Source organism: Microbacterium galbinum (assembly GCF_023101185.1).
GTDB classification, from domain to species: domain Bacteria; phylum Actinomycetota; class Actinomycetes; order Actinomycetales; family Microbacteriaceae; genus Microbacterium; species Microbacterium galbinum.
In genome coordinates, this window is record NZ_CP078077.1 from 2,858,379 (window position 1) to 2,880,589 (window position 22,211).

Sequence of the window (22,211 nt, forward strand, 5' to 3'; positions counted from 1 at the left end):
TGGGCGTGATTCTCCCCGAACGATCGGTGCCCCGATGCATCTGAAGAGCCTGACCCTCAAGGGCTTCAAGTCGTTCGCGCAACCGACGAGCTTCGTCTTCGAACCCGGTGTGACGTGCATCGTGGGACCGAACGGCTCCGGTAAGTCCAACGTCGTCGACGCTCTCGCCTGGGTGATGGGGGAGCAGGGCGCGAAGACCCTCCGCGGCGGCAAGATGGAGGACGTCATCTTCGCGGGCACGTCGACGCGCGGCCCGCTGGGTCGTGCCGAGGTTCAGCTGACGATCGACAACAGCGACGGTGCGCTTCCGATCGAGTACGCCGAGGTGACGATCAGCCGAACGCTCTTCCGCAACGGATCGAGCGAGTACGCCATCAACGGCGACAGCTGCCGGCTCCTCGATCTGCAGGAGCTGCTCAGCGATTCCGGCCTCGGTCGCGAGATGCACGTGATCGTCGGGCAAGGGCGTCTCGATACCGTTCTGCAGGCGTCGCCCGAAGATCGGCGCGGCTTCATCGAAGAAGCAGCCGGCATCCTCAAGCACCGTCGACGCAAGGAGAAGACGGTCCGCAAGCTCGACGCGATGGAGACGAACCTGACGCGTCTGAGCGATCTCGCGGGGGAGATCCGTCGCCAGCTCAAGCCGCTCGGTCGTCAGGCCGAGATCGCCCGAGAGGCGCAGTCGATCGCTGCCGTCGTGCGCGATGCGAAGGCACGAATCTTCGCCGACGACGTCGTGGCCCTTCGCACGGCGCTGGCCGACCACACGCGCACGGAGAACGAACGGCACACCGAGCGCCTCGTGCTCTCGGACCAGGCCGAGACCGTGCGGGCGAGCATCCACCGGCTCGAACAGGATCAGAACTCCGTCGCCGTCGATCAGGCGCGCAGCGTCGCGTTCGGGCTGGAGCAGGTGCAGGAGCGCATGCGCGGTCTCTACACGCTCGCCAATCAGCGCCTCGCCCTCCTCGGCACCGAGGACGACGATGCCGCGGTCAACGCGGTCACCGTGACGCAGGCGACGATCGACGAGGCCAGGGATGAGATCACCGAGATCTCGGCCGGTCTCGGTGACGCCCAGGACGCGGCCGTCGCGGCCAGCCGGGAGGTCCTGAACGCCCGCGCCGAGCTCGACACGCTCGACGTCGACATCGCGGAGCAGAGCGCTCTGGTGTCGGAGTACGACATGCGTCTCTCGGAGCTGCGCGGCACCGCCGACGCGGCCGCCTCCGCACTTGCCGCCGTGCGCGGCGCGGTGCTCCGCCAGGAGAACGCGCTCGAGGCCGCGAACGAGCGGCGGCGAGAGGCGTCGGAGGCGCTCGAGGCGATCGACGATGCCGAGGCGCCCGAAGGTTCTGCGGCCGATTACTCTGCGGCGTACGAGAATGCGCAGCGCGCGGCGACCGCGGCGGAGGCTGAGCGCGAGACTCTGCGCGAACGGCTGCACGCCGCCGAGCGCGAGGTGGACTCGTTGACGGCCAAGGCGGCGGCGCTCGGGAGCGCGCTGGCGTTGTCGGGTGGTTCCGCCGAGATCGTGAAGGCGGGTGGCCCGGGGATCCGGGGTCTCGTCGGCGACGCGGTGCAGGTCCGATCGGGCTTCGAAGCCGCGGTGGCCGCCGTGCTCGGTCCACTCGCCGAGGGTGTGCTCGTCGATACAGCCGCCGATGCGTTCATGCTGGCTGCCGAAGCGGCCGACCAGCGGAGGGGAGTGGTCGACTTCGTCGCGGCCGAGACCGCGCGTCGTTCGGTTGAACTCCCGCAGTTGCCCGGAGTGACCCCGGCGGTTTCGGCCGTCGATGCGCCCGCGGGAGTGCTCGGTATCCTCGCCCACGTTCTCATCGCCGACGATCTCGATGCTGCTCGCGCTGCGCGCACCGCTCTGGATGCACTCGACGACGAGTCGACCACGATCGTCACCGTCGGCGGAGACGTCGTCACCGCCCACAGTCTGCGCACCGGGTCGGGAGGCGAACGCTCGCGCCTCGAGCTCGCGGCCGAGCGCGACGCCGCCACAGAGCGGCTCGCCGAGGTGCAGGTGATCGTGGATTCGCTCCGCGAGGCACGGGAAGACGCGAACGAGGCCGTCGAGACGACGCGGCGCCAGTCGAAGGACGCCCTGCGCGCACTGCGCGAGCTGGACGCGGCCCTGGCCACGCACGCCGAACAGGTGAACCGCATCACGGTGCGTCACGAAGCCGCGGTCGCCGAGTGCGAGCGTCTCGAGACCGGTCTCGCACAGGCGCAGTCGGCTGTGGCGGATGCCGAGGCGAAGGCGGAGTCCGCGAAGACCGCGCTCGACGATGCCGTCTCCGCTCCCCGTCCCGTGCTCGATGCCTCGGCGCGTGACGGTCTGCTGGAGGCGTTGGAATCCGCGCGCGAGGGCGAGGTGCGGGCGCGGCTCGAGATCGAGACGCTCCGCGAACGCGTGCGTGCGGCGCAGTCGCGGGTGACCGCCCTGGAGCGCCAGCGCGAGCAGGAGCGGGATGCCGCCGCCGAAGCTGCCCGCCGTGCCGTGATCCGCCGTGCGCAGCGCGAGGCGGCCGCCGGTGTCGCCGAGGAGCTCCCCCGCGTCCTCGACTCGCTCGACCGTTCGGTCACCGAGGCGCGCGTGGCGCTGGCCGAGGCCGAGACGGCTCGGGCGGCCCAGAACCAGGAGCTCACCGCACTGCGGGCGCAGGAGTCCTCATTGCGGGAACGCCTGGCCGGGCTCACCGAGAGCGTGCACGGCCTCGAACTGCAGATCCACGAGAAGAAGCTCCACCTGACCGGGCTGCTCGAACGCGTCGCCTCCGAGCTCGCGCTCGACGAAGACATCCTCGTCGCCGAGTACGGCCCCGATCAGCCCGTTCCGCGCGACGTCGCCGAGGTCTCGGATGACCACGAGATCGACGTCGACCTGACCATCCCGTTCGACCGCCGCATCCAGCAGCGACGCCTGGCCGACGCCGAACGCAAGCTCGCACAACTCGGCCGGGTGAATCCGCTCGCGCTCGAGGAGTTCGCCGCGCTGGAACAGCGTCACGCGTTCCTCACCGAACAGCTCGCGGATCTCACGCAGACCCGTCAAGACCTGATGACGATCATCGCCGACCTCGACGAGCGGATGCAGACCATCTTCGCGAGCGCGTTCGCGGATACCCAGGAGGCGTTCGGCGAGGTCTTCCCGCTGCTGTTCCCCGGCGGTACGGGCAGCATCTCGCTCACCGACCCCGACAACATGCTCACGACCGGGATCGAGGTCGCCGTGCGCCCGGTCGGGAAGAAGATCGAACGGCTCTCCCTGCTCTCGGGCGGAGAGCGCTCACTCGCAGCCGTCGCTCTGCTCGTGGCGATATTCAAGGCGCGTCCGAGCCCGTTCTACATCCTCGACGAGGTCGAGGCCGCGCTCGACGATGCGAACCTCGGCCGACTTCTCACCGTCTTCGAGCAGCTGCGCGAGACCTCGCAGCTGCTCGTGATCACGCACCAGAAGCGCACGATGGAGATCGCCGATGCGCTGTACGGCGTGTCGATGCGTCAGGACGGCGTCTCCGCGGTGGTCGGGCAGCGCGTGGGCGATCGCGCGGCCGCGGCGAGCTGAGGCCTCCGAGCGAATCGCCGGGGAACAGCGGCGGACTCCGCGAGGCCTCCCGCCCCGTAGGCTGGGGGGATGGCGGAGAAGTCCTGGTCCCTCGGTCGCGCACTGCGCGGCATGTTCGTCAAGCCCACGATCGATGAGACGACCTGGGACGACCTCGAGACGGCGCTGATCACGGCGGACTTCGGTCCCGACATCAGCGAGCGCATCGTCGAGGAGCTCCGGGCGAAGGTCGAACGGTTCCGTACGACCGACCCGAAGGACCTCCAGCGGATGCTGCGCGAGACGCTCGAGGAGCACTTCGCGAAGTTCGACACCACGCTCAAGCTCACCGAGCGCCCCGCCGTGGTGCTCGTCGTGGGCGTGAACGGCGTCGGGAAGACGACCACGATCGGGAAGTTCACGAAGTTCCTGCGCGGATTCCAGCGAAGTGTCGTCGTGGGCGCCGCCGACACCTTTCGCGCGGCGGCCGTCGACCAGCTCGCCACCTGGGCCCAGCGCGGCGGCGCCGCGATCGTGCGGCCTCAGCAGGAGGGCCAGGACCCCGCATCGGTGGCATTCCAGACCGTCGAGTACGCGCAGCGCGAGGGGATCGAGATCGCGATCATCGACACCGCGGGCCGGCTGCACACCAAGGGCGGCCTGATGGACGAGCTCGGCAAGATCCGGCGTGTGGTCGAGAAGCAGGCGCCGATCAGCGAGGTGCTGCTGGTACTCGACGCCACGACCGGGCAGAACGGGGTGATGCAGGCGGAGTCCTTCCTGCAGCACGCGGGGGTCACGGGACTCGTCCTCACGAAGCTCGACGGGTCCGCCAAGGGCGGTTTCGTTCTGGCGGTTCAGGAGCGCACCGGCATCCCCGTCAAGCTCCTCGGTCAGGGTGAGGGCATCGATGACCTGACCGGATTCACCCCGCACGTGTTCGTGCAATCACTTGTCGGATGACGACGGGACTACCGTCGCGAGCATGAGGCTGGTTTCATAGCGGTATGGCGATCGAACACGACTACTTCGGGCTCCTGTCCTCAGGGCCGGACGGATCGATCTTCTGGTCGGAGACGGTCGAACTCGGCGACCAGAGCGTCACCGTCGACCTGACCGCGCCCGATCAGGACGATGTGTCGTCCGAGGCGCTCGATATTGCCGCCTCGCTGATCGCCGGGCTCGAGAACGTCGACGACACGGCACGTCGCGGGATGCTGTCGGAGGTCGACGATCGCACGAGCGAGGTGACTGAGTACATCCTGCAGCAGCAGGAGGCCTACGGTGACGACCTCCCCGATGTCCTCGTCGACATCTCGGGCGACGCCGCCGTCGACATCATCCGTTCTCTCCGGCTCATGAGCATGACGATCCTCGCCGACGAGCACGGCGGGTCCGAGCCGTTCGCGGTGCTGGAGTACGCGCTCGACGCCGCCACCACGGACGACGTGCTCCTGGTGAACCTCGGTTCCGACGGCAGCGTGCAGTCGGTGATGAGCGCCGACTGACGCGACGGTCTGTGCTCAGACCGCCTGGGCGAATCCCAGATCGGCGCTGTCGGCGATGTGGGCGAGGTGCGCGGGGATCTCCCGTCCCTTCGACACCATCGACTGCGCCCACAGGCGGCCCGCACGGTACGACGAACGCACAAGGGGCCCGGCCAGGACACCGAGGAACCCGATGCGCTCGGCCTCGTCCTTGAACTCGACGAACTCCGCCGGCTTCACCCAGCGCGCCACCGGGAGGTGACGCGGCGACGGGCGCAGGTACTGCGTGATGGTGATGATGTCGCACCCGGCGTCGTGCAGATCCTGGAGCGCCTGGACGACCTCCTCCGGTTCCTCACCCATGCCCAGGATGAGGTTCGACTTGGTGATGAGGCCGGCGTCTCGCGCCTGTGTGATCACGTCGAGCGAGCGCTCGTAGCGGAACGCCGGGCGGATGCGCTTGAAGATGCGCGGCACGGTCTCGACGTTGTGCGCGAAGACCTCGGGGCGCGCATCGAAGATCTGCCCCAGGAACGCCGGATCGGCGTTGTGCTCGTTGGCCAGCAGCTCGACGCCGGTGTTCGGATTGAGCTCGTGGATCTTGCGGACGGTCTCCGCGTTGAGCCAGGCTCCCGTGTCCGGCAGATCGTCACGCGCGACGCTGGTCACCGTCGCGTAGCGAAGGTTCATCCGCACCACGCTCTCGGCGACCCGACGCGGCTCGTCGGTGTCGTAGTCGGCGGGCTTGCCGGTGTCGATCTGGCAGAAGTCGCACCGGCGCGTGCACTGCGAGCCCCCGATGAGGAAGGTGGCCTCGCGGTCCTCCCAGCACTCGAAAATGTTGGGGCACCCGGCTTCCTGGCACACGGTGTGCAGGTCCTCGCTCTTCACGAGCGACTGCAGGGCCGTGTACTCCGGGCCCATCTTCGCCTTGGTGCGGATCCATTCGGGCTTGCGTTCGATCGGCGTCTCGGCGTTTCGTACTTCGAGGCGGAGGAGCTTGCGCCCCTCGGGGACGGCGGTCATACGGTGACTCCTGAGTACTCGGTGGCGAAGGTGCGGATCACGGAGGAGAGGACGTCGGCGGGGGAGACGTCCGCCCCGACGATCTCGCTGATGGTGGTGACGCCGGCGTCGGTGATGCCGCACGGGATGATGTCGCGGAAACCGGCGAGGGAGTTGTCGCAGTTGAGCGCGAACCCATGCATCGTCACACCCTGCTGCACCCGCACGCCGATCGCGGCGACCTTGTCCTCGGACAGCGGGCGGCGCACCCAGACGCCGCTCCTGCCCTCGACCTGGTAGCCGTCCACGCCCAGCGGTCCGAGGACGTCGATCAGCAGACGCTCCAGACGGCGCACGTGGGCGACGACGTCGAGTGGCTCCTCGAGTCGGACGATGGGGTATCCGACGAGCTGACCCGGTCCGTGCCAGGTGATCTTCCCGCCGCGGTCGACATCGATCACGGGCGTCCCGTCCGCGGGGCGTTCGTGCGGCTCGGTGCGCTTGCCGGCGGTGTACACGGCCTCGTGCTCGAGCAGGATGAGCGTGTCGGGGCGCGTGCCGTCGACCACGTCCGTGTGGATCCGTCGTTGAAGATCCCAACCCTCGGCGTAAGGGACGAGGTCCGGAGCGAGTCCGCCCGTCACGATGTCCAGCATCCGATCTCCCATCGAAGCGCATTGTTGTAACGCGTCCAACAATACGCCTCTCGATGCGCGCCGCGACGCATCGGCGCGGCGCGGTACCGTGAAGGCATGAAGACCACCGGTCGTGCCGGACGCCCGAAGGCGTCGTCCCGCGAGACGCTCGCCGAGGCCGCCTGCGAACTCTTCCTCGAGCAGGGGTACGAGTCGACCTCCATCGCCGAGATCACTCAGCGGGCAGGGGTGAGCCGGTCGAGCTTCTTCAACTACTTCGCGTCGAAGAGCGACGTGCTCTGGTCGGGGCTCGACGCTCGCATCGCTGAGGCGTCCGATGCTCTCGACGTCCTCGATCGCGACGCGAGCGACGCGGACGTCCGCCTGATCCTGCTCACAGCGGTGCGGGAGTTCGCCCCCGACCCCCTGGCCCTCGCACTGCGGAACGTCGCGGCGATGGGCCTCGAGGACGAACTTCCGCGCGACGCGGGTGTGCGCCAGGCGCGGCTGGCTGCGGCGATCGCACAGGCCGCCCGTACCTCGGGGATCGATGAGATCCGCGCCGACATCCTCGGTGCGGCTCACGCCGCCGCGGTGCTCTCGTCGCTGCGGGTCTGGGCGGAGCAGGGGGCGGGTCGTGCGGCACCCGAGAACGTGCTCCGCGATGCGCTCGACCTCATCGGCGACCTCCGCTGGTCCCGCTGATTCGACAAGCCGGGTCGAGCCGACGATCCGCGTCGGTCGACTCGCGTAGAATCGGAGCACCATGGCTACGTTTGGCACGCTCTCCGATCGGCTCACCGAGACCTTCCGCAATCTGCGCACGAAGGGAAAACTCAGCGCGAGCGATGTCGACGGCACCGTGCGCGAGATCCGCCGCGCACTCCTCGACGCCGACGTCGCACTCACGGTCGTCAAGGACTTCACGGCGAGGGTCCGCGAACGTGCGCTCGGAGACGAGGTCAACAAGGCGCTGAACCCCGCCCAGCAGGTCGTTCAGATCGTCAACGAGGAGCTGGTGCAGATCCTCGGCGGAGAGCAGCGTCGTCTGCAGTTCGCGAAGACCGCTCCGACCGTCATCATGCTCGCCGGCCTCCAGGGCTCGGGAAAGACGACGTTCGCCGGAAAGCTCGCCAAGCAGCTCGAGGGCGAGGGGCACACGCCTCTGCTCGTCGCCGCGGACCTCCAGCGTCCGAACGCCGTGAACCAGCTGCAGGTCGTCGCCGAGCAGGCCGGCGCCACCATCTACGCCCCCGAGCCCGGCAACGGTGTCGGCGACCCAGTGAAGGTCTCGCGGGACGGTGTCGAGCACGCGCGCCGCCAGCAGCACGACGTCGTGATCATCGACACCGCCGGACGACTCGGCGTCGACGCCGAGCTCATGAAGCAGGCGGCCGACATCCGCGCGGCGGTCCAGCCCGATGAGGTCCTTTTCGTGATCGACGCGATGATCGGTCAGGATGCCGTCAACACGGCGAAGGCGTTCCAGGAGGGCGTCGATTTCACCGGTGTCGTGCTCTCGAAGCTCGACGGCGACGCGCGTGGTGGAGCCGCGCTCTCGGTCGCGTCGATCACCGGTCGCCCGATCATCTTCGCCTCCACGGGTGAGCGTCTGGAAGACCTCGAGCCCTTCTACCCGGATCGCATGGCGAGCCGCATCCTCGACCTCGGTGACATCCTCACTCTGATCGAGCAGGCGCAGCAGGCGTTCGACGAGGAAGAGGCGATGAAGGTCGCCGAAAAGCTCGCGACCGAGCAGTTCACCCTCGAAGACTTCCTCGAGCAGCTTCAGCAGATGAAGAAGATGGGCTCGATGAAGAAGATGCTGGGGATGCTCCCCGGCATGGGCCAGATGAAGCAGCAGCTCGACGACTTCGACGAGCGCGAGATCGATCGCACCGAAGCGATCATCCGGTCGATGACGCCGGGCGAGCGCCGCAATCCCAAGGTTCTCAACGGCTCGCGCCGCCTGCGCATCGCCCGGGGTTCGGGCATGACGGTCACCGACGTGAACCAGCTCGTCGCCCGCTTCGAACAGGCCGCGAAGATGATGAAGACCGTCGCCCGCGGCGGTACCCCGAACATCCCCGGCATGGGCCCGGTCCCTGGAATGGGACGCCCCGGCGCATCGTCCAAGCGCGGGAAGAAGGGCAAGTCGTCGAGCGGATCGCGCTCGGGCAACCCGGCCAAGCGTGCGGCCGAGAACTCCGGAGCCGTCGCTACCGCGCAGCCGACCGGTTCGGGATTCGGTCTGGGCGGCGGTGCGAAGGCGCCGACCGAGGCCGATCTCGCCGAGATTCAGAAGCTGTTCGGCAAGAGCTGACGGCCCGCCCGGGCATCGCCGCGAACTGCCCGCCGACCAATGCGGCGAGGACGACGGCGATCCCGACTCCCTGCATGCCGGTGAACGACTCGCCGGCGACGACGACGCCGAGGAGCGTCGCCACCACCGGGGAGAGCAACGCGAGCAGTCCGGGCGCGATCACCGGCAGTTTCTGGATGCCGCCGAACCACAGGGTGTAGGCGAAGATGCCGCCCACCGTCGCGAGCCACGTGTAGCCGAGTGCGGCCGTCGCGTCGATCGCGGGGGGCGTTCCCTCGATCAGGAGCGTGAGGGGCAGGAGAACGAGACCTCCGGCGCCGAGCTGCCACCCCGCGTAAGTGATGGGACCGACCCCCTTCGGCCGTCCCCAGCGCTTCGTCAGGACCATTCCGGCGCCGGTCGCCGTCACGCCGCCGAGCGCCGCGAGGACTCCCCACGCGTCGAGCCCCGCCGACGGCCCGAGGACGATGAGTGCGACGCCCATCGTGCCTCCCAGTGCCGCGGCCGCGGAGAACGGACGGATGCGTTCGTGCAGCACGAGCGCACCCAGCGCGAGCACGATCAGCGGTTGAGCGCCGGCGACCGCGGCAGCCACCCCTCCCGGAAGACGCTCGGCGGCGAGGAAGAGCAGGGGGAAGAACGCCCCGATGTTGAGCGCGCCGAGCACCACCGCCTTTCCCCACCAGGCGCCGCGGGGGAGTCTGCGCGAGAGCAGGATCGCGACGACCCCGGCGGGGAGAGAGCGCAGGAGTCCGGCGAAGAGCGGATGCCCTGGCGGCAGCATCTCCGTCGTGACGAGGTAGGTCGTTCCCCAGGCCATCGGTGCGAGGGCGGTGAGGAGCAGGATGCGAAGACGGTTCATGTTCTCAGCATGGGCACGCAGTCCGCATGAATCCAACGCATTCTGAACATGCCGTTCATGACGTGAGATCATGTGCAGATGGAGCTTCAACAGATGCGCTACGTCGTCGAGGTGGCCGCGACGCGGAGCTTCACCCGAGCCGCCGAGCGGTGCTTCGTCACGCAGTCCGCGCTGAGCCACCAGATCGCCGCCCTCGAGCGGGAGCTGGGTCAGCGACTGTTCATCCGGTCGAGCCGCGGTGTCCGGCTGACCGAGGCGGGGGAGGCTTTCCTCCCACCGGCGCGCAGCGCGCTCGCTTCTGCGCAGCAGGCCGTCGACGCCGTGGCCGCCGAGCCCGATCAGCTGGACGGCACCGTTCGGATCGGAATCATCCCGACGGTCGTCGCCGTCCGCGTTCCGCGCCTCCTCGCGTCGTTCCGAGCCGCACACCCCGCCGTACGGGTCGAACTGGAGATGGGCAACAGCGATGACCTCGTCGCGAAGATCCGGCGCGGCGATCTGGATGTCGCGCTTCTCGGGCTGCAACCGGGCGCCGAGCCCCGCGGCGTCGGATACCGGGAGCTCGCCGTCGATCATCACGTCGCGGTGCTCCCGCGTGCCCACCGACTCGCGGCGCGCACCCGACTGAGACTCGGCGATCTCGCCGAGGACGTCTTCGTGGACTTCCCGGCCGGGACGTCGGGGCGAGCCCAGAGCGACGTCGCCTTCCGGGCGGCGGGCGTCGATCGCGACGTCGCATTCGAAGTCGACACGGCCGGAGTCATGCTCGGCCTGGTCGCCGAGGGACTCGCGGTCGCGCTCCTCACTCCGGGGGCGGTTCCCGCGGGTATGGCCGGGGTGAGCACGGTCACGGTCGCCGACGGCCCGAGGCGAGCGGAGTACGTCGCCTGGGATCTCGACTCGCCTCGGCGTGTCGCTCGTGCGTTGCTGACGGTGCTTGATGGGGAGGCATCCGTCTGACAACGGCGACGGGGCGGGCCCGGAGTTCCCTCCGGACCCGCCCCTCGCGGTGATCGGTCGTTACTTGACGTCCTCGTCGACCCAGTCCATCGACTTGGTGACGGCCTTGCGCCACAGGCGCAGCTGGCGGTCGCGCTCGTCACTCTCCATGGAGGGCTCCCAGCGACGGTCTTCCTGCCAGTTTGCGGAGAGCTCATCCAGGCCGCTCCAGAACCCGACGGCGAGGCCGGCGGCGTAGGCGGCGCCGAGGGCGGTCGTCTCCGCGACGACCGGTCGCACGACCGGCACGCCCAGGACATCGGCCTGGAACTGCATCAGAGCGTCATTGGCGACCATGCCGCCGTCGACCTTGAGCTCCGTGAGGTCGACGCCCGCGTCCGCGTTGACCGCGTCGAGCACGTCGCGGGTCTGGAAGGCCACGGCCTCCAGTGCGGCGCGCGCGATGTGGTTCTTGTTCGCGTAGCGGGTGAGGCCCACGATCGCGCCACGCGCATCCGGTCGCCAGTACGGTGCGAACAGGCCCGAGAACGCCGGGACGATGTACACGCCGCCGTTGTCCTCGACCTTGTCGGCCAGTTCCTCGACCTCGGGGGCCGAGGAGATGATGCCGAGCTGGTCGCGCAGCCACTGGATTAGCGATCCGGTGACGGCGATCGAACCCTCGAGCGCGTAGTGTGTCGGAGCGTCGCCGAGCTTGTAGCCGACGGTGGTGAGCAGACCGTTCTTCGAGTGGACGACCTCCTCGCCGGTGTTGAAGATGAGGAAGCAGCCGGTTCCGTAGGTGTTCTTGCTCTCACCGGTCTGGAAGGCGGCCTGTCCGAACGTCGCGGCCTGCTGGTCGCCGAGGATGCCGGCGATCGGCGTCTCGCGCAGCAGCGAGGAGTCCTCCGCCGCACCGTAGACCTCGGAGGAGGAGCGGATCTCCGGCATCATCGAGCGCGGCACGCCGAACGCCTCGAGGATGTCGTCGCGCCACTCGAGCGTCTCGAGGTCCATGAACATCGTGCGCGAGGCGTTCGTGACATCGGTCACGTGCACGCCGCCGTCGACGCCGCCGGTGAGGTTCCACAGCACCCAGCTGTCGGTGGTGCCGAAGATGAGGTCCCCGGCTTCCGCCTTCGCGCGCGCACCCTCGACGTTCTCGAGGATCCACGCGATCTTCGTCCCCGAGAAGTACGTCGCCAGCGGGAGTCCGACGATCGGCTTGAAGCGCTCGACTCCGCCGTCGGCCGCGAGGCGGTCGACGATGTCCTGCGTGCGGGTGTCCTGCCAGACGATCGCGTTGTAGGCGGGCTTGCCGGTCGTCTTGTCCCAGACGACGGCCGTCTCGCGCTGGTTGGTGATGCCCACCGCCGCGATGTCGTGACGGGTGAGGTCGGCGCGGCTCAGTGCGAGGCCGATGACCTCCTGCACGTTGCGCCAGATCTCGGAGGCGTCGTGCTCCACCCAGCCGGCCTTCGGCAGGATCTGCTCGTGCTCCTTCTGGCCCGTCGCGATGATGCTGCCCTTCTTGTCGAAGATGATCGCGCGGCTGGAGGTGGTTCCCTGATCGATGGCGAGGATGTAGTCAGCCATGGTGTGTTCTCCTTTGAAGTGGGATTCGGGTGGCGTCAGGCTGCGAGGCCGAGCAGGGCGGGGGCGGCGAAGGCCGCGATCGCACCACCGATGAGCGGTCCGACGACCGGCACCCACGAGTAGCTCCAGTCGCTCGAGCCCTTGCCCTTGATCGGGAGGATCGCGTGGGCGATGCGGGGGCCGAGGTCACGGGCCGGGTTGATCGCGTAGCCGGTCGGTCCACCGAGCGAGGCGCCGATGGCGACCACGAGCAGCGCGACGGGCAGCGCGGTGAGCGGTCCGAGGCCTCCGGGCACGCCGACCTCGATGTCGCCGTAGTCGGCGAATCCGAAGATCACGAACACGAGGACGAACGTACCGATGATCTCCGTGACGAGGTTCCAGCCGTAGGACCGGATCGCGGGGCCGGTCGAGAAGACGCCGAGCTTGTTGGCGGCCTCCGGCTCCTCATCGAAGTGCTGCTTGTAGGCGAGCCAGACGACGATCGCACCAAGGATCGCACCGAGCAGTTCTGCGGCGGTGGCGACGAGGAACATCGTGAAGGTGATCTTGCCGGCGATCGCCAGGCCGATACCCACGGCCGGGTTGAGGATCGCACCCGAGTACGCCGAGACGATGACACCCGCGAACACCGCGAGGCCCCATCCCCAGTTGACCATCAGGAAGCCGCCGCCGAAGCCCTTGTTCTTCGCGAGGGCGACGTTGGCGACGACACCGCATCCGAGAAGGACCAGCATCGCCGTGCCGACGAACTCCGACAGGAAATAGAGACCGAGATTGACATCAGGCATGTCTTCTTTGACCTTTCTTACGTGTCACGTCATCCCTGCCGTGACACTTCTTGGGTTACGCCGCGGGGAGGCGGCGGTTCCGTCTCGTCAGCCGCGGGTGCGGGACGAGATGTCGAGGCCGTGCCGCTCGTTCAGCAGCTGGCGGGTCTGTTCGAGTTCAGCATCGTGCCTCGAACGGTCCCAGTCCAGTAGGGGAGCGAGCGCGTCGGCGATCTCATCGAGGACCTCGGCATCGGCATGACCGGTGAACGCGATGCTCGTGCGACGCAGGATGACGTCCTGCAGGCGCGCGACGAGCTCGTTCTGCACCATCCACTCGAGCTCCCGGGTGGAGAGGTCGCCGCCGGCGAGCGGGGCGTCCGCTCCCTGCTCGACGTACTCCCAGACCTGAGCGGCGCGGGTGCCGTAGCGGGAGAGGAGCTTCTCTGCGCGGTCTCCGGCGCCCGCGAGGTTCTCCTGGATCCAGATGCGCTTCGCCTTCTCGGTGCGCGGGAAGTCGCGGCCGCCGCCGATGGCGCGGCCTGCGGTCGAGACCGTGCGGGTGCGGTTCAGCAGGCCGAGCACGACGTCGGAGAGCGACTCGCCGAGCGCACGGAACGTCGTCCACTTGCCGCCGACCAGGCTCACGAGCGGGACGGCGCCCTTCTCGTCGACCTCGATGCGGTAGTCGCGCGAGACGAAACCGGGTGCGGTGTCCTCGTGACGGGGGAGCGGACGGATGCCGGAGAACCGGTACACGATCTGCTCACGGGCGACCGCGATCTGCGGGAAGACGTGGTGGATCAGGTCGAAGAAGTAGTCGACCTCCTCCTCGGTGCAGACGGCGACCTCGCGGGGATCCGCGTCGATGTCGGTCGTTCCGACGAGCACCTTGCCCTTGAGCGGGTAGATCAGCACGATACGACCGTCGGAGTGCTCGAAGAAGATCTCGCGTCCACGCGTGGCGGCGAGCAGCTCCGGGTGGTCGAGCACGATGTGCGACCCCTTGGTGCCGCCCATGAATCGCGTGTCGGTGCCGAGGGCGTCGTTCGTAAGGTCGGTCCAGGGGCCGGAGGTGTTGACGACCACGTCGGCCTTCACCGGGAACTCCGTGCCGCTCTCGCGGTCACGGAGGACGATGTTCTCGCCGTCGCGGGCGATCGCCTCTACGTAGTTGAGCGCGTGCGCGCCCGGGTGCGCGGAACGGCCGTCCTGCAGGACGTCGAGGGCCAAACGCTCCGGGTCGTGCATGGACGCGTCGTAGTACGTGGCGGTGTACTTGATGTTCGGGTCGAGCGCGGGCAGTTCGGCCAGCGAACGCTTGCGGCCGAGGAACCGGTGGCGCGGAACGCTACCGCCGTCACGGGAGAACGTGTCGTAGATCGTCAGACCGATCTTGATGAGGAACGCACCGCGCTCCTGCGGCTTGCCGCTCTTGTGCGTGAGAAAACGCAGGGGCGCCGAAAGGATGCCCGAGAACGTCGAGTAGATCGGGATCGTCGTCTGCAGCGGCTTCACGTAGTGCGGAGCGATGCGCAGGAGGCCGTTGCGCTCTTCGACCGACTCGCGAACGAGGCGGAACTCGCCGTTCTCGAGATAGCGGATGCCGCCGTGGATCATGTGGCTGGACGCCGACGATGCCCCGGAGGCGAAATCGCCGCGTTCGACGAGGACGACGTCGACGCCCTGGAGGGCGAGGTCACGGAATGTCGATATTCCGTTGATGCCGCCGCCGATGAGCAGCACCGTCGTACGTCCGGATTCGCGGAGCGCGCGTACGTCGTCGCGCTCGGCCGATGAGTGTGTCGATTCGATCATTCTCGAGCTCGCTTCCTTGCTTGCCCCCCAGCATCGACCTCTCGTCCGCTGCGCGCAAGCCCAGTGCACATATGTGCAAGGATCGAGGGCAAGGAGGCGGTCTTGGCTGATCACAGTGCACATCCGCGTGACGGGAAGCTGGTCGCCGCGCTCACCGCGGCCCAGCTCTACTACATGCAGGACAAGACGATGGAGGTCATCGCGCGCGAGCTCGGCACCTCCCGCTCATCGGTATCTCGTCTTCTGAGCTATGCCCGGGAGAGCGGTCTGGTCGACATCCGCATCAATTCGCCTCTCGAGCGGCTCGGCATGCTCGAGCAGCGGATCCGGGATCGTCATCGCATCGTGGCGCACGTCGTTCCCATGCCCGAGATCGTCAGCGAGGTCGAGCGCCTGGAACGGGTGGCGTTGACCGCGGGGCGACTGCTGTCGCAATTCGTCGACTCGAACATGATCATCGGCGTGGCGTGGGGGTCGACCATCAGTGCGGTCAGTCGCGGCCTCACGCAGAAGGAGACGCACAACACGACATTCGTGCAGTTGAACGGTGCGGGCAACACCCAGACCAGCGGTGTCGAGTACTCGAGCGACATCCTCCAGCGCTTCGGCAGCGCGTTCGGTGCGCAGGTGCAGCAGTTCCCGGTGCCGGCGTTCTTCGACGACCCGGCGACGCGCGAGGCGATGTGGCGGGAGCGGAGCACACGGCGTGTGCTCGACCTGCAGTCGAAAATGGACATCGCGGTCTTCAGCCTCGGATCGCCCGCGGCCGAGGTGCCGAGCCGGGTGTACGTCGGCGGATACCTCGGGCGCGACGACTATCGGAGCCTGCGCGAGGACCATGCGATCGGAGACGTCGCGACCGTCTTCTTCCGCGCCGACGGCTCCTGGAAGGACATCCGTCTCAATGCGCGAGCGACCGGCCCGACGCTCGATCGCCTGCGACGCGTACCCCGACGGGTCTGCGTCGTGTCCGGCATCCCCAAGCTCGCCAGCCTCCGTGCGGCGATCGCCGCGGATCTGATCACGGATGTGGTCCTCGACGAGGGACTCGCGCGCCGCCTGGCGGAGGACTGACGGTCAGGCTTCGTGCGTCGAGGCCTCCGGGCCGGAGCGGAACTCGCGGATGAGGTGCTGCACGACCTCTCCGAGGTCGCCCTCGGCGGCGTCCGCCACGGCCACCTGCCGCGCATAACTGGCTCCATCGCGCAGGATCGTGCCGACGCTGCCGAACTCCCGTTCGCATCCGAGCGCTCGTGCCACGGGCGCGAGTTCGTCGAGGGTCTCGGCGAGGTGATCCCGCACGTCGCGCTGCGCGCCGGAGTCATCGACGATCACCCGGGCGTCGAGCCCGTAGCGCGCCGCGCGCCATTTGTTCTCGCGGTGGAACCAGGAGGGCAGAGCGGAGAGCGGGCGTCCCTCGTCGAGTTCTCGCGAGAAATGCTCGACGAGGACCTGCACGAGCGCGGCGACCGCGGCGAGTTCGGGGAGCGTCGACATCCCGTCGCAGGCGCGCACCTCGATCGTTCCCCAGCGGGGTGCGGGCCGGATGTCCCAGCGGACCTCGGAGGCATCCTTCATCACGCCGGTGCGCACCATGTCGTCCATGTACGACTCGAACTGCGCCCAATCGTGCAGAGGCCAGGGGAGCCCGGCGGTCGGCAGCTGCTGGAACACCAGCGCGCGATTGGAGGCGTACCCGGTGCGCTCCCCGGCCCAGAACGGACTCGATGCCGCGAGTGCCTGCAGGTGAGGGAGGTACGCGGTGAGCGCGTTGATGATCGGGAACACCTTGCGATGGTCATCGACGCCGACGTGCACGTGAATGCCCCAGATCATCATGTTGCGGCCCCACCACTGCGTGCGCTCGATCAGCGTGTGGTACCTCGTCTTATCGGTGACCTGCTGGTCGTACCACTGCGCGAACGGGTGGCTGCCGGCCGACAGCAACTCGATCCCGATCGGGTCGGTGGCCCCGCGCACCGCGGAGATCGCCCGGGCGATGTCGTCGACGGCGTGGGCGACGGACTCGCCGACGCCGCTCGTGACCTCGATCGTGTTGGTGAGGAGCTCACCGGTGACGGTGTGGCGTTCGCTGGCGCTCTGTTCCTCGAGAACGGCGAGGAGTTCGGGCGCTCGTCCGGCCAGATCACCGGACGCCGGATCGGCGAGCATGATCTCCCACTCCAAGCCGACGGTGGAGCGGGCTGAGGGGGCGAACTCGAGCGTCACGTGCACATTCTGGCACGCGGCCGACGCGACACGGGAAAGCCGGAGTCCTCACGTTTCGCGCCCGGGCTCGGCATCTGGCAGAATAGAAGGTCGGACGGCATGCTCGACCCTCTATCCAGCTTCCGTCCTCCTCTTTGAGCTTCCGCCGGATGTGCACCCCACTCTCCAGGCGACCAGTTCGTTTCCTTCCACACAATTCAGGAGAATCGTGGCTGTCAAGATTCGTCTCAAGCGCCTGGGCAAGATCCGTGCGCCGTACTACCGCATCGTCGTCGCCGACTCGCGCACCAAGCGCGATGGTCGCGTGATCGAGGAGATCGGCAAGTACCACCCCACCGAGGAGCCCTCGTTCATCGAGGTCGACTCCGAGCGTGCGCAGTACTGGCTCTCCGTCGGCGCGCAGCCGACCGAGCAGGTCGCCGCGATCCTCAAGATCACGGGCGACTGGGGCAAGTTCAAGGGCGACGCCGACGCGAAGTCGACCCTCAAGGTCGCCGAGCCGAAGGCCGCCTTCGAGGTCGACTCCTCGAAGAAGTCCGTCGTCAAGCCGAAGGCGGAGAAGAAGGTGGAGGCTCCCGCTGAGGAGGCTCCCGCCGCCGACGCCGACGCGGAGGCCGCCGAGGCTCCCGCCGCCGACGCAGAGTAATCCGTCGTGCTCGCCGCCGCGCTCGAACACATCGTCAAGGGGATCGTCGATCACCCGGAGGATGTGCGCATCACCGCATCCACGTCGCCGCGAGGCGATCTCCTCGAGGTGCGCGTGCACCCCGATGACCGTGGACGCGTGATCGGGCGCGGCGGCCGCACCGCCAAGGCACTCCGTACGCTCGTCGCCGCCCTGGCCGACGGCCGTCGCGTGCGCGTCGATGTCGCGGACGACTGACGTGGTGCCGCAGGACACCCCACAGGGCAAGAACCAGCTCCGGGTGGGGCGCCTCGTGAAGGCCCATGGCCTCAAGGGCGGGCTCAAGCTCGAGCTGTACACCGACAACCCGGAGCGTCGCTTCGTCACGGGAGCCGAGTTCACGTTGCAGGTGCCCGAGGCATCTCCGTGGCACGGCAAGACGATCACCGTGCGCGAGTACCGGGTGATGAACGGCAACCCGGTCGCCTTCTTCGACGACGTCGACGACCGCACCGCCGCCGAAGGCCTCGTGCGGGCCATCCTCTGGATCGACCAGGACGTCGACGAAACCGAGGACGACGCGTGGTTCGACCACCAGCTCGTGGGCCTCGATGTCGTCCGTGACGGCGCCGTGGTCGGACGCGTCCAGCGCATCGAGCATTTCCCGGCGCAGGATCTCCTCATCGTCAAGTCCGGTGAGAGGGAGATCATGGTGCCGTTCGTCTCGGCGATCGTTCCGACCGTCGACGTCGCTGCCGGTCGAGTGATCGTCACCCCGCCGCCCGGGCTCTTCGAGGAGCTTCCGGATGCCGACGACGACTCGGCGGCGGCCGAGGAACCGCTCGCAGCCGAGGATTCCCCGGCGGCCGAGTAGCCGCTGAGAGGTCACTCCCGTGCGCATCGACGTCCTCTCCATCTTCCCGTCGTACTTCGACGGTCTCACGCTCTCCCTGCTCGGCAAGGCGCGCGATGCGGGCATCCTCGACCTGAACGTCCACGACCTCCGAGACTGGACGTCGGATCGTCACCGCACCGTCGACGACACTCCGTACGGCGGGGGTGCCGGAATGGTGATGAAGCCGGAGCCCTGGGGGCTCGCACTCGACGAGGTCGCCGCGGCCACCGAACGTCCGACGATCATCTTCCCGTCGCCGGCCGGTGAGGTCTTCACGCAGGCCACCGCGCGCGATCTCGCGACGCGCGAGCACATCGTCTTCGGCTGCGGCCGGTACGAGGGCATCGACGAGCGGGTCTTCGAGTACGCCGCGGCGCTCGGCGAGGTACGTCTGATCAGTCTCGGCGACTACGTGCTCAACGGCGGCGAGGTGGCGACGATGGCGATGATCGAGGCCATCGGACGCCTGGTGCCGGGAGTCGTCGGCAATCCCGAGAGCCTGGTCGAGGAATCGCACGAGGACGGCCTGCTGGAGTACCCCTCGTACACGAAGCCGGCGGTCTGGCGGGAGCGCGCCGTTCCGGAGGTGCTCCTCAGCGGGAACCATGCGCGCATCGCGCAGTGGCGCCGTGATCAGCAGTTCGAGCGCACACGAGCGCGTCGACCGGACCTGCTCGCCGACGACGCCGACTGACGGGGACGGATAGACCTCCTCCTTCTCGGTGATAGCGTCCGAGGATGATCGATCGCGTGCTCGCGGATTCCTTCCAGACCATCGGAGCGGACTACGACCGCTATCGACCGGGCTTCCCGGATGCCGCCGCAGACCTGATCCTGCCGGAGCGGGTCGGGGCGGTGCTGGACCTCGGTGCCGGAACCGGCAAGTTCACCGAGCTTCTGGTCGGTCGCGCGACCTCCGTCCAGGCAGTCGAGCCGTCCGAACCGATGCTCGACGTGCTGCGGGCGAAGCTGGTCGATGTGGCGGCGCATCTCGGCACGGCCGAGAGCATCCCCCTCTCCGACGCCTCCGTCGACGCGGTCACGGTGGCGCAGGCGTTCCACTGGTTCGAGCGCGAGGCGGCGTGTGCCGAGATCGCTCGCATTCTGACGCCCGGTGGTGTCCTCGGGCTGGTCTGGAACCACTCCGATCCCGCCTGCACCTGGGACCGTGCTGCTCACCGCATCGCTCATCCGGCAGTGGGCGCCGACGATCAGACGACCGGGAGTGCCGTCGAGGATCTTCCCGGCTTCGAGTTCGACTCGCGTGCGGTGATCGCGTGGTCCGAGAACATCTCACGTGATGACTACCTGCGTCGGTGGGGCACGATCAGCAGTGTCCTCGTCGCCGACCGCCGATCGAAGACCGAGATGCTCGCGGCGATCGAGACAGTCCTCGACGACGCCCCCGAGACGAGTGGGCGGGCGGAGCTGGTTCTCCCGCAGCTCACCGAGGTGTACAGGTACCGCCGGACGGCGTGACCGCGAGGACGCTCAGTCGACCCCGAGGAACGATCGGTCGGTCAGCACGATGGGTCCGTCCGCGGTGATCGCGACGGTGTGCTCCGAGTGCGCGCCGCGCGAACCGTCGACGCTGCGCAGAGTCCAGCCGTCGGGGTCGGTCACCAGCTCGTCGGTCGTCGCGAGGAACCAGGGCTCGAGTGCGAGCACGAGTCCGTCGCGGAGCGGGAATCCGCGTCCGGCGCGACCGTCGTTCGCGACGTGGGGGTCGCCGTGCATCGTGCGACCCACTCCGTGCCCGCCGAAGTCCGTGTTGATCGAGTACCCCTCGCCATGGGCGACGGCTGCGACGGATGCCGAGATGTCGCCGATCCGGTTGCCGACGACGGCCGCGGCGATGGCGGCATCCAGTGCGCGCTCCGTCGTCTCGATCAGCCGGAGGTCCTCGTCGCGCGGGGTGCCGACCACGAACGACACGGCGGAGTCGGCCACCCATCCGTCGACGGATACGGCGAAGTCGAGCGAGACGAGGTCGCCGTCACGCAACGTGTAGTCGTGGGGGAGCCCGTGAAGCACTGCGTCGTTCACCGATGTGCAGATGACCTTCCCGAACGGGCTCGCACCGAAGGACGGGTGGTAGTCGATGTAGCAGGACTCGGCACCGCGCTGACGGATCAGGTCATGGGCGCGACGGTCGATCGAGAGGAGGTTGGTCCCGACCTTCGTGTCGGAGCGCAGTGTGGCCAGCGTCTCCGCGACGAAGCGGCCGGCTGCGCGCATCTCGTCGATCTCGGCAGGGGTGCGCAGTTCGATCATTCGGGGGAGTCCTCTCGTCCTCGTCCATTCTCCCCGATCCGGGCGGACGCGGCGTCGCCGCGCTCACAGCGAACAGCCGTGCGAGCCGCCGCCCACCGGCATACCATCGGAGCATGTGGTTGCGACGGGCGTTCTTCCGCTGGCTCCTGCCGGCGGCCTTCCTCCTGCCCCTGTGGCTCCTCGTCGGATGGGGAGTGTTCCAGGGCGGATGGGCCATCCTCTGGGTGCTGTTCATTGCGATCCCGTCCGTGTTCCTGGGCCAGTTGCTCCTCACCCTCCTCACTCGTTCGCGACCGTCGGTGCGCGCCGACCGCGCCGTGTCGTGGTGGGACGTGGCAGGGTTCACGCTCTGGCACGGTCTCACGATCGCGGTCGGATGCTTCATCCCCGGGGTCTTCCCGTGGCTGCTGACCGCCGCGGTGATCGTCGGCCTCGCACTCGTCTGGTTGCAGGGGTGGCAGCTCTGGAGCGAGGCGAAGGGGAGCGGGGCGCGGTTCCGCGAGACGATCGCCTGGTCCTCGTTCCCGGCATCCGATGACGCATCACCGGAGCCTCGCCCGCGCGAGGTCATCATCGTGCAGGAGAAGGACCCGCTCGGCTGAGACGCGTGTTTTGGCGGCTGCGGTCATCCATGGCAGAATAGATGTTTGTGCCGTGACCGGTTCTGCCTCAGGGGAACCCGCGGATGCTTCGGCCCCGTACGGTGCACACCCATTCTTGTTCCTTCCACCATGCATGCGACCTGAGGCGAGTGCAGAGAGAGACGATCATGCAGATCCTCGACGCCGTAGACGCGGCTTCCCTCCGTTCGGACATTCCGGACTTCTTCCCCGGTGACACCGTCAAGGTGCACGTCAACATCACCGAGGGCAGCCGCTCGCGTATCCAGGTCTTCCAGGGCGTCGTCATCGGCCGCTCGGGCGACGGCGTGCGCGAGACCTTCACGGTCCGCAAGATCAGCTTCCAGGTCGGCGTCGAGCGTACCTTCCCGGTGCACTCGCCGGTGATCGACCACATCGAGGTCGTCACCCGCGGTGACGTCCGTCGCGCGAAGCTCTACTACCTGCGCCAGCTGCGTGGCAAGAAGGCGAAGATCAAGGAGAAGCGCGACCGCTGAGTCGCCGCATCTCCACAGCACCCCAGGACACGATGTCCTGGGGTGCTTTGTTTCGTCCCCGGTATGCGAACCTTGAT

Annotated in this window: 22 protein-coding genes; 14 read left to right on the top strand and 8 right to left on the bottom strand. The window is 68.2% G+C overall.

Features of this window, described 5'->3' with window-relative positions; translation table 11 throughout:
• Positions 1 to 34 precede the first annotated feature (34 nt).
• The 3 genes from smc (at position 35) to KV396_RS13820 (ending at position 5,067) form a co-directional block, all read left to right on the top strand.
• Positions 35 to 3,580, top strand: a complete 3,546-nt coding sequence (gene smc / locus KV396_RS13810; RefSeq protein WP_247956075.1) for a chromosome segregation protein SMC — start codon at positions 35 to 37, stop codon at positions 3,578 to 3,580.
• Between the two features lie 69 nt (positions 3,581 to 3,649).
• Positions 3,650 to 4,522: a signal recognition particle-docking protein FtsY gene (ftsY, locus tag KV396_RS13815; RefSeq protein WP_247622614.1), complete on the top strand. Its 873-nt coding sequence runs from the start codon at positions 3,650 to 3,652 to the stop codon at positions 4,520 to 4,522.
• Positions 4,523 to 4,566: 44 nt separating this feature from the next.
• The gene (locus tag KV396_RS13820; protein ID WP_247622613.1) at positions 4,567 to 5,067 is read left to right on the top strand and encodes a DUF2004 domain-containing protein; all 501 of its coding nucleotides are present in this window, start codon (positions 4,567 to 4,569) and stop codon (positions 5,065 to 5,067) included.
• 15 nt (positions 5,068 to 5,082) lie between these two features.
• Here the strand turns inward: KV396_RS13820 and lipA are convergent, their stop codons facing one another.
• Complete coding sequence (lipA, locus tag KV396_RS13825; RefSeq protein WP_247622612.1) at positions 5,083 to 6,072, bottom strand: lipoyl synthase; 990 nt, start codon at positions 6,070 to 6,072, stop codon at positions 5,083 to 5,085.
• Positions 6,069 to 6,707 carry a lipoyl(octanoyl) transferase LipB gene (gene lipB / locus KV396_RS13830; RefSeq protein WP_247956076.1) on the bottom strand — a complete coding sequence of 213 codons (639 nt, stop codon included), beginning with the start codon at positions 6,705 to 6,707 and terminating at the stop codon, positions 6,069 to 6,071. Before lipB ends, lipA begins: the two co-directional genes overlap by 4 nt.
• Before the next feature lie 96 nt (positions 6,708 to 6,803).
• On the opposite strand from lipB, the gene KV396_RS13835 reads away from it, so the two are divergent.
• Positions 6,804 to 7,391 (top strand): TetR/AcrR family transcriptional regulator, encoded by a 588-nt coding sequence (locus KV396_RS13835; RefSeq protein ID WP_247956077.1) that lies wholly within the window; start codon positions 6,804 to 6,806, stop codon positions 7,389 to 7,391.
• Between the two features lie 61 nt (positions 7,392 to 7,452).
• The gene (ffh, locus tag KV396_RS13840; protein ID WP_247956078.1) at positions 7,453 to 9,009 is read left to right on the top strand and encodes a signal recognition particle protein; all 1,557 of its coding nucleotides are present in this window, start codon (positions 7,453 to 7,455) and stop codon (positions 9,007 to 9,009) included.
• Here ffh and KV396_RS13845 read toward each other — a convergent pair.
• Complete coding sequence (locus tag KV396_RS13845) at positions 8,906 to 9,871, bottom strand: EamA family transporter (protein ID WP_247956079.1); 966 nt, start codon at positions 9,869 to 9,871, stop codon at positions 8,906 to 8,908. The two genes, ffh and KV396_RS13845, sit on opposite strands and share 104 nt — an antisense overlap.
• A 78-nt stretch (positions 9,872 to 9,949) precedes the next feature.
• Here KV396_RS13845 and KV396_RS13850 point away from each other — a divergent pair, with 78 nt between their 5' ends.
• Positions 9,950 to 10,831, top strand: a complete 882-nt coding sequence (locus KV396_RS13850; RefSeq protein WP_247956080.1) for a LysR substrate-binding domain-containing protein — start codon at positions 9,950 to 9,952, stop codon at positions 10,829 to 10,831.
• Positions 10,832 to 10,891: 60 nt separating this feature from the next.
• On the opposite strand, the gene glpK is transcribed toward KV396_RS13850, so the two are convergent.
• The 3 genes from glpK to KV396_RS13865 all read right to left on the bottom strand — a co-directional run bounded on the left by glpK (position 10,892) and on the right by KV396_RS13865 (position 14,994).
• A complete protein-coding gene (glpK, locus tag KV396_RS13855; RefSeq protein WP_247956081.1) occupies positions 10,892 to 12,406 on the bottom strand; it encodes a glycerol kinase GlpK in 1,515 nt (504 codons plus the stop codon).
• Positions 12,407 to 12,441: 35 nt separating this feature from the next.
• A complete protein-coding gene (locus KV396_RS13860) occupies positions 12,442 to 13,197 on the bottom strand; it encodes an MIP/aquaporin family protein (RefSeq protein WP_247622605.1) in 756 nt (251 codons plus the stop codon).
• An 87-nt stretch (positions 13,198 to 13,284) separates the two neighbouring features.
• A complete protein-coding gene (locus KV396_RS13865; RefSeq protein WP_247956082.1) occupies positions 13,285 to 14,994 on the bottom strand; it encodes a glycerol-3-phosphate dehydrogenase/oxidase in 1,710 nt (569 codons plus the stop codon).
• A gap of 174 nt (positions 14,995 to 15,168) precedes the next feature.
• On the opposite strand from KV396_RS13865, the gene KV396_RS13870 reads away from it, so the two are divergent.
• The gene (locus KV396_RS13870) at positions 15,169 to 16,068 is read left to right on the top strand and encodes a sugar-binding transcriptional regulator (RefSeq protein WP_247624697.1); all 900 of its coding nucleotides are present in this window, start codon (positions 15,169 to 15,171) and stop codon (positions 16,066 to 16,068) included.
• Between the two features lie 3 nt (positions 16,069 to 16,071).
• Here the strand turns inward: KV396_RS13870 and KV396_RS13875 are convergent, their stop codons facing one another.
• A complete protein-coding gene (locus tag KV396_RS13875) occupies positions 16,072 to 17,223 on the bottom strand; it encodes a glutamate--cysteine ligase (RefSeq protein WP_247632309.1) in 1,152 nt (383 codons plus the stop codon).
• 208 nt (positions 17,224 to 17,431) lie between these two features.
• Between KV396_RS13875 and rpsP the strand changes: the two genes are divergently transcribed.
• The 5 genes from rpsP to KV396_RS13900 are packed head-to-tail and all read left to right on the top strand — an operon-like array spanning position 17,432 to position 20,222.
• A complete protein-coding gene (rpsP, locus tag KV396_RS13880) occupies positions 17,432 to 17,869 on the top strand; it encodes a 30S ribosomal protein S16 (protein WP_247622602.1) in 438 nt (145 codons plus the stop codon).
• A gap of 6 nt (positions 17,870 to 17,875) precedes the next feature.
• Entirely contained in the window at positions 17,876 to 18,106 is a 231-nt protein-coding gene (locus KV396_RS13885) for an RNA-binding protein (protein WP_247622601.1), read from the top strand.
• Positions 18,090 to 18,722 carry a ribosome maturation factor RimM gene (rimM, locus tag KV396_RS13890; protein WP_247632307.1) on the top strand — a complete coding sequence of 211 codons (633 nt, stop codon included), beginning with the start codon at positions 18,090 to 18,092 and terminating at the stop codon, positions 18,720 to 18,722. The genes KV396_RS13885 and rimM overlap by 17 nt, the downstream gene beginning before the upstream one ends.
• A gap of 19 nt (positions 18,723 to 18,741) precedes the next feature.
• Positions 18,742 to 19,437 (top strand): tRNA (guanosine(37)-N1)-methyltransferase TrmD, encoded by a 696-nt coding sequence (trmD, locus tag KV396_RS13895; RefSeq protein WP_247956083.1) that lies wholly within the window; start codon positions 18,742 to 18,744, stop codon positions 19,435 to 19,437.
• Between the two features lie 44 nt (positions 19,438 to 19,481).
• Positions 19,482 to 20,222, top strand: coding sequence for a class I SAM-dependent methyltransferase (locus tag KV396_RS13900; RefSeq protein WP_247632305.1), 741 nt, complete (start codon positions 19,482 to 19,484; stop codon positions 20,220 to 20,222).
• A 12-nt stretch (positions 20,223 to 20,234) separates the two neighbouring features.
• On the opposite strand, the gene map is transcribed toward KV396_RS13900, so the two are convergent.
• The gene (map, locus tag KV396_RS13905; RefSeq protein WP_247622597.1) at positions 20,235 to 21,017 is read right to left on the bottom strand and encodes a type I methionyl aminopeptidase; all 783 of its coding nucleotides are present in this window, start codon (positions 21,015 to 21,017) and stop codon (positions 20,235 to 20,237) included.
• 113 nt (positions 21,018 to 21,130) lie between these two features.
• Between map and KV396_RS13910 the strand changes: the two genes are divergently transcribed.
• Positions 21,131 to 21,619 (top strand): MFS transporter permease, encoded by a 489-nt coding sequence (locus tag KV396_RS13910; RefSeq protein ID WP_247622596.1) that lies wholly within the window; start codon positions 21,131 to 21,133, stop codon positions 21,617 to 21,619.
• A 167-nt stretch (positions 21,620 to 21,786) separates the two neighbouring features.
• Positions 21,787 to 22,134 (top strand): 50S ribosomal protein L19, encoded by a 348-nt coding sequence (gene rplS / locus KV396_RS13915; RefSeq protein WP_247622595.1) that lies wholly within the window; start codon positions 21,787 to 21,789, stop codon positions 22,132 to 22,134.
• The last annotated feature ends 77 nt before the right edge of the window (positions 22,135 to 22,211 follow it).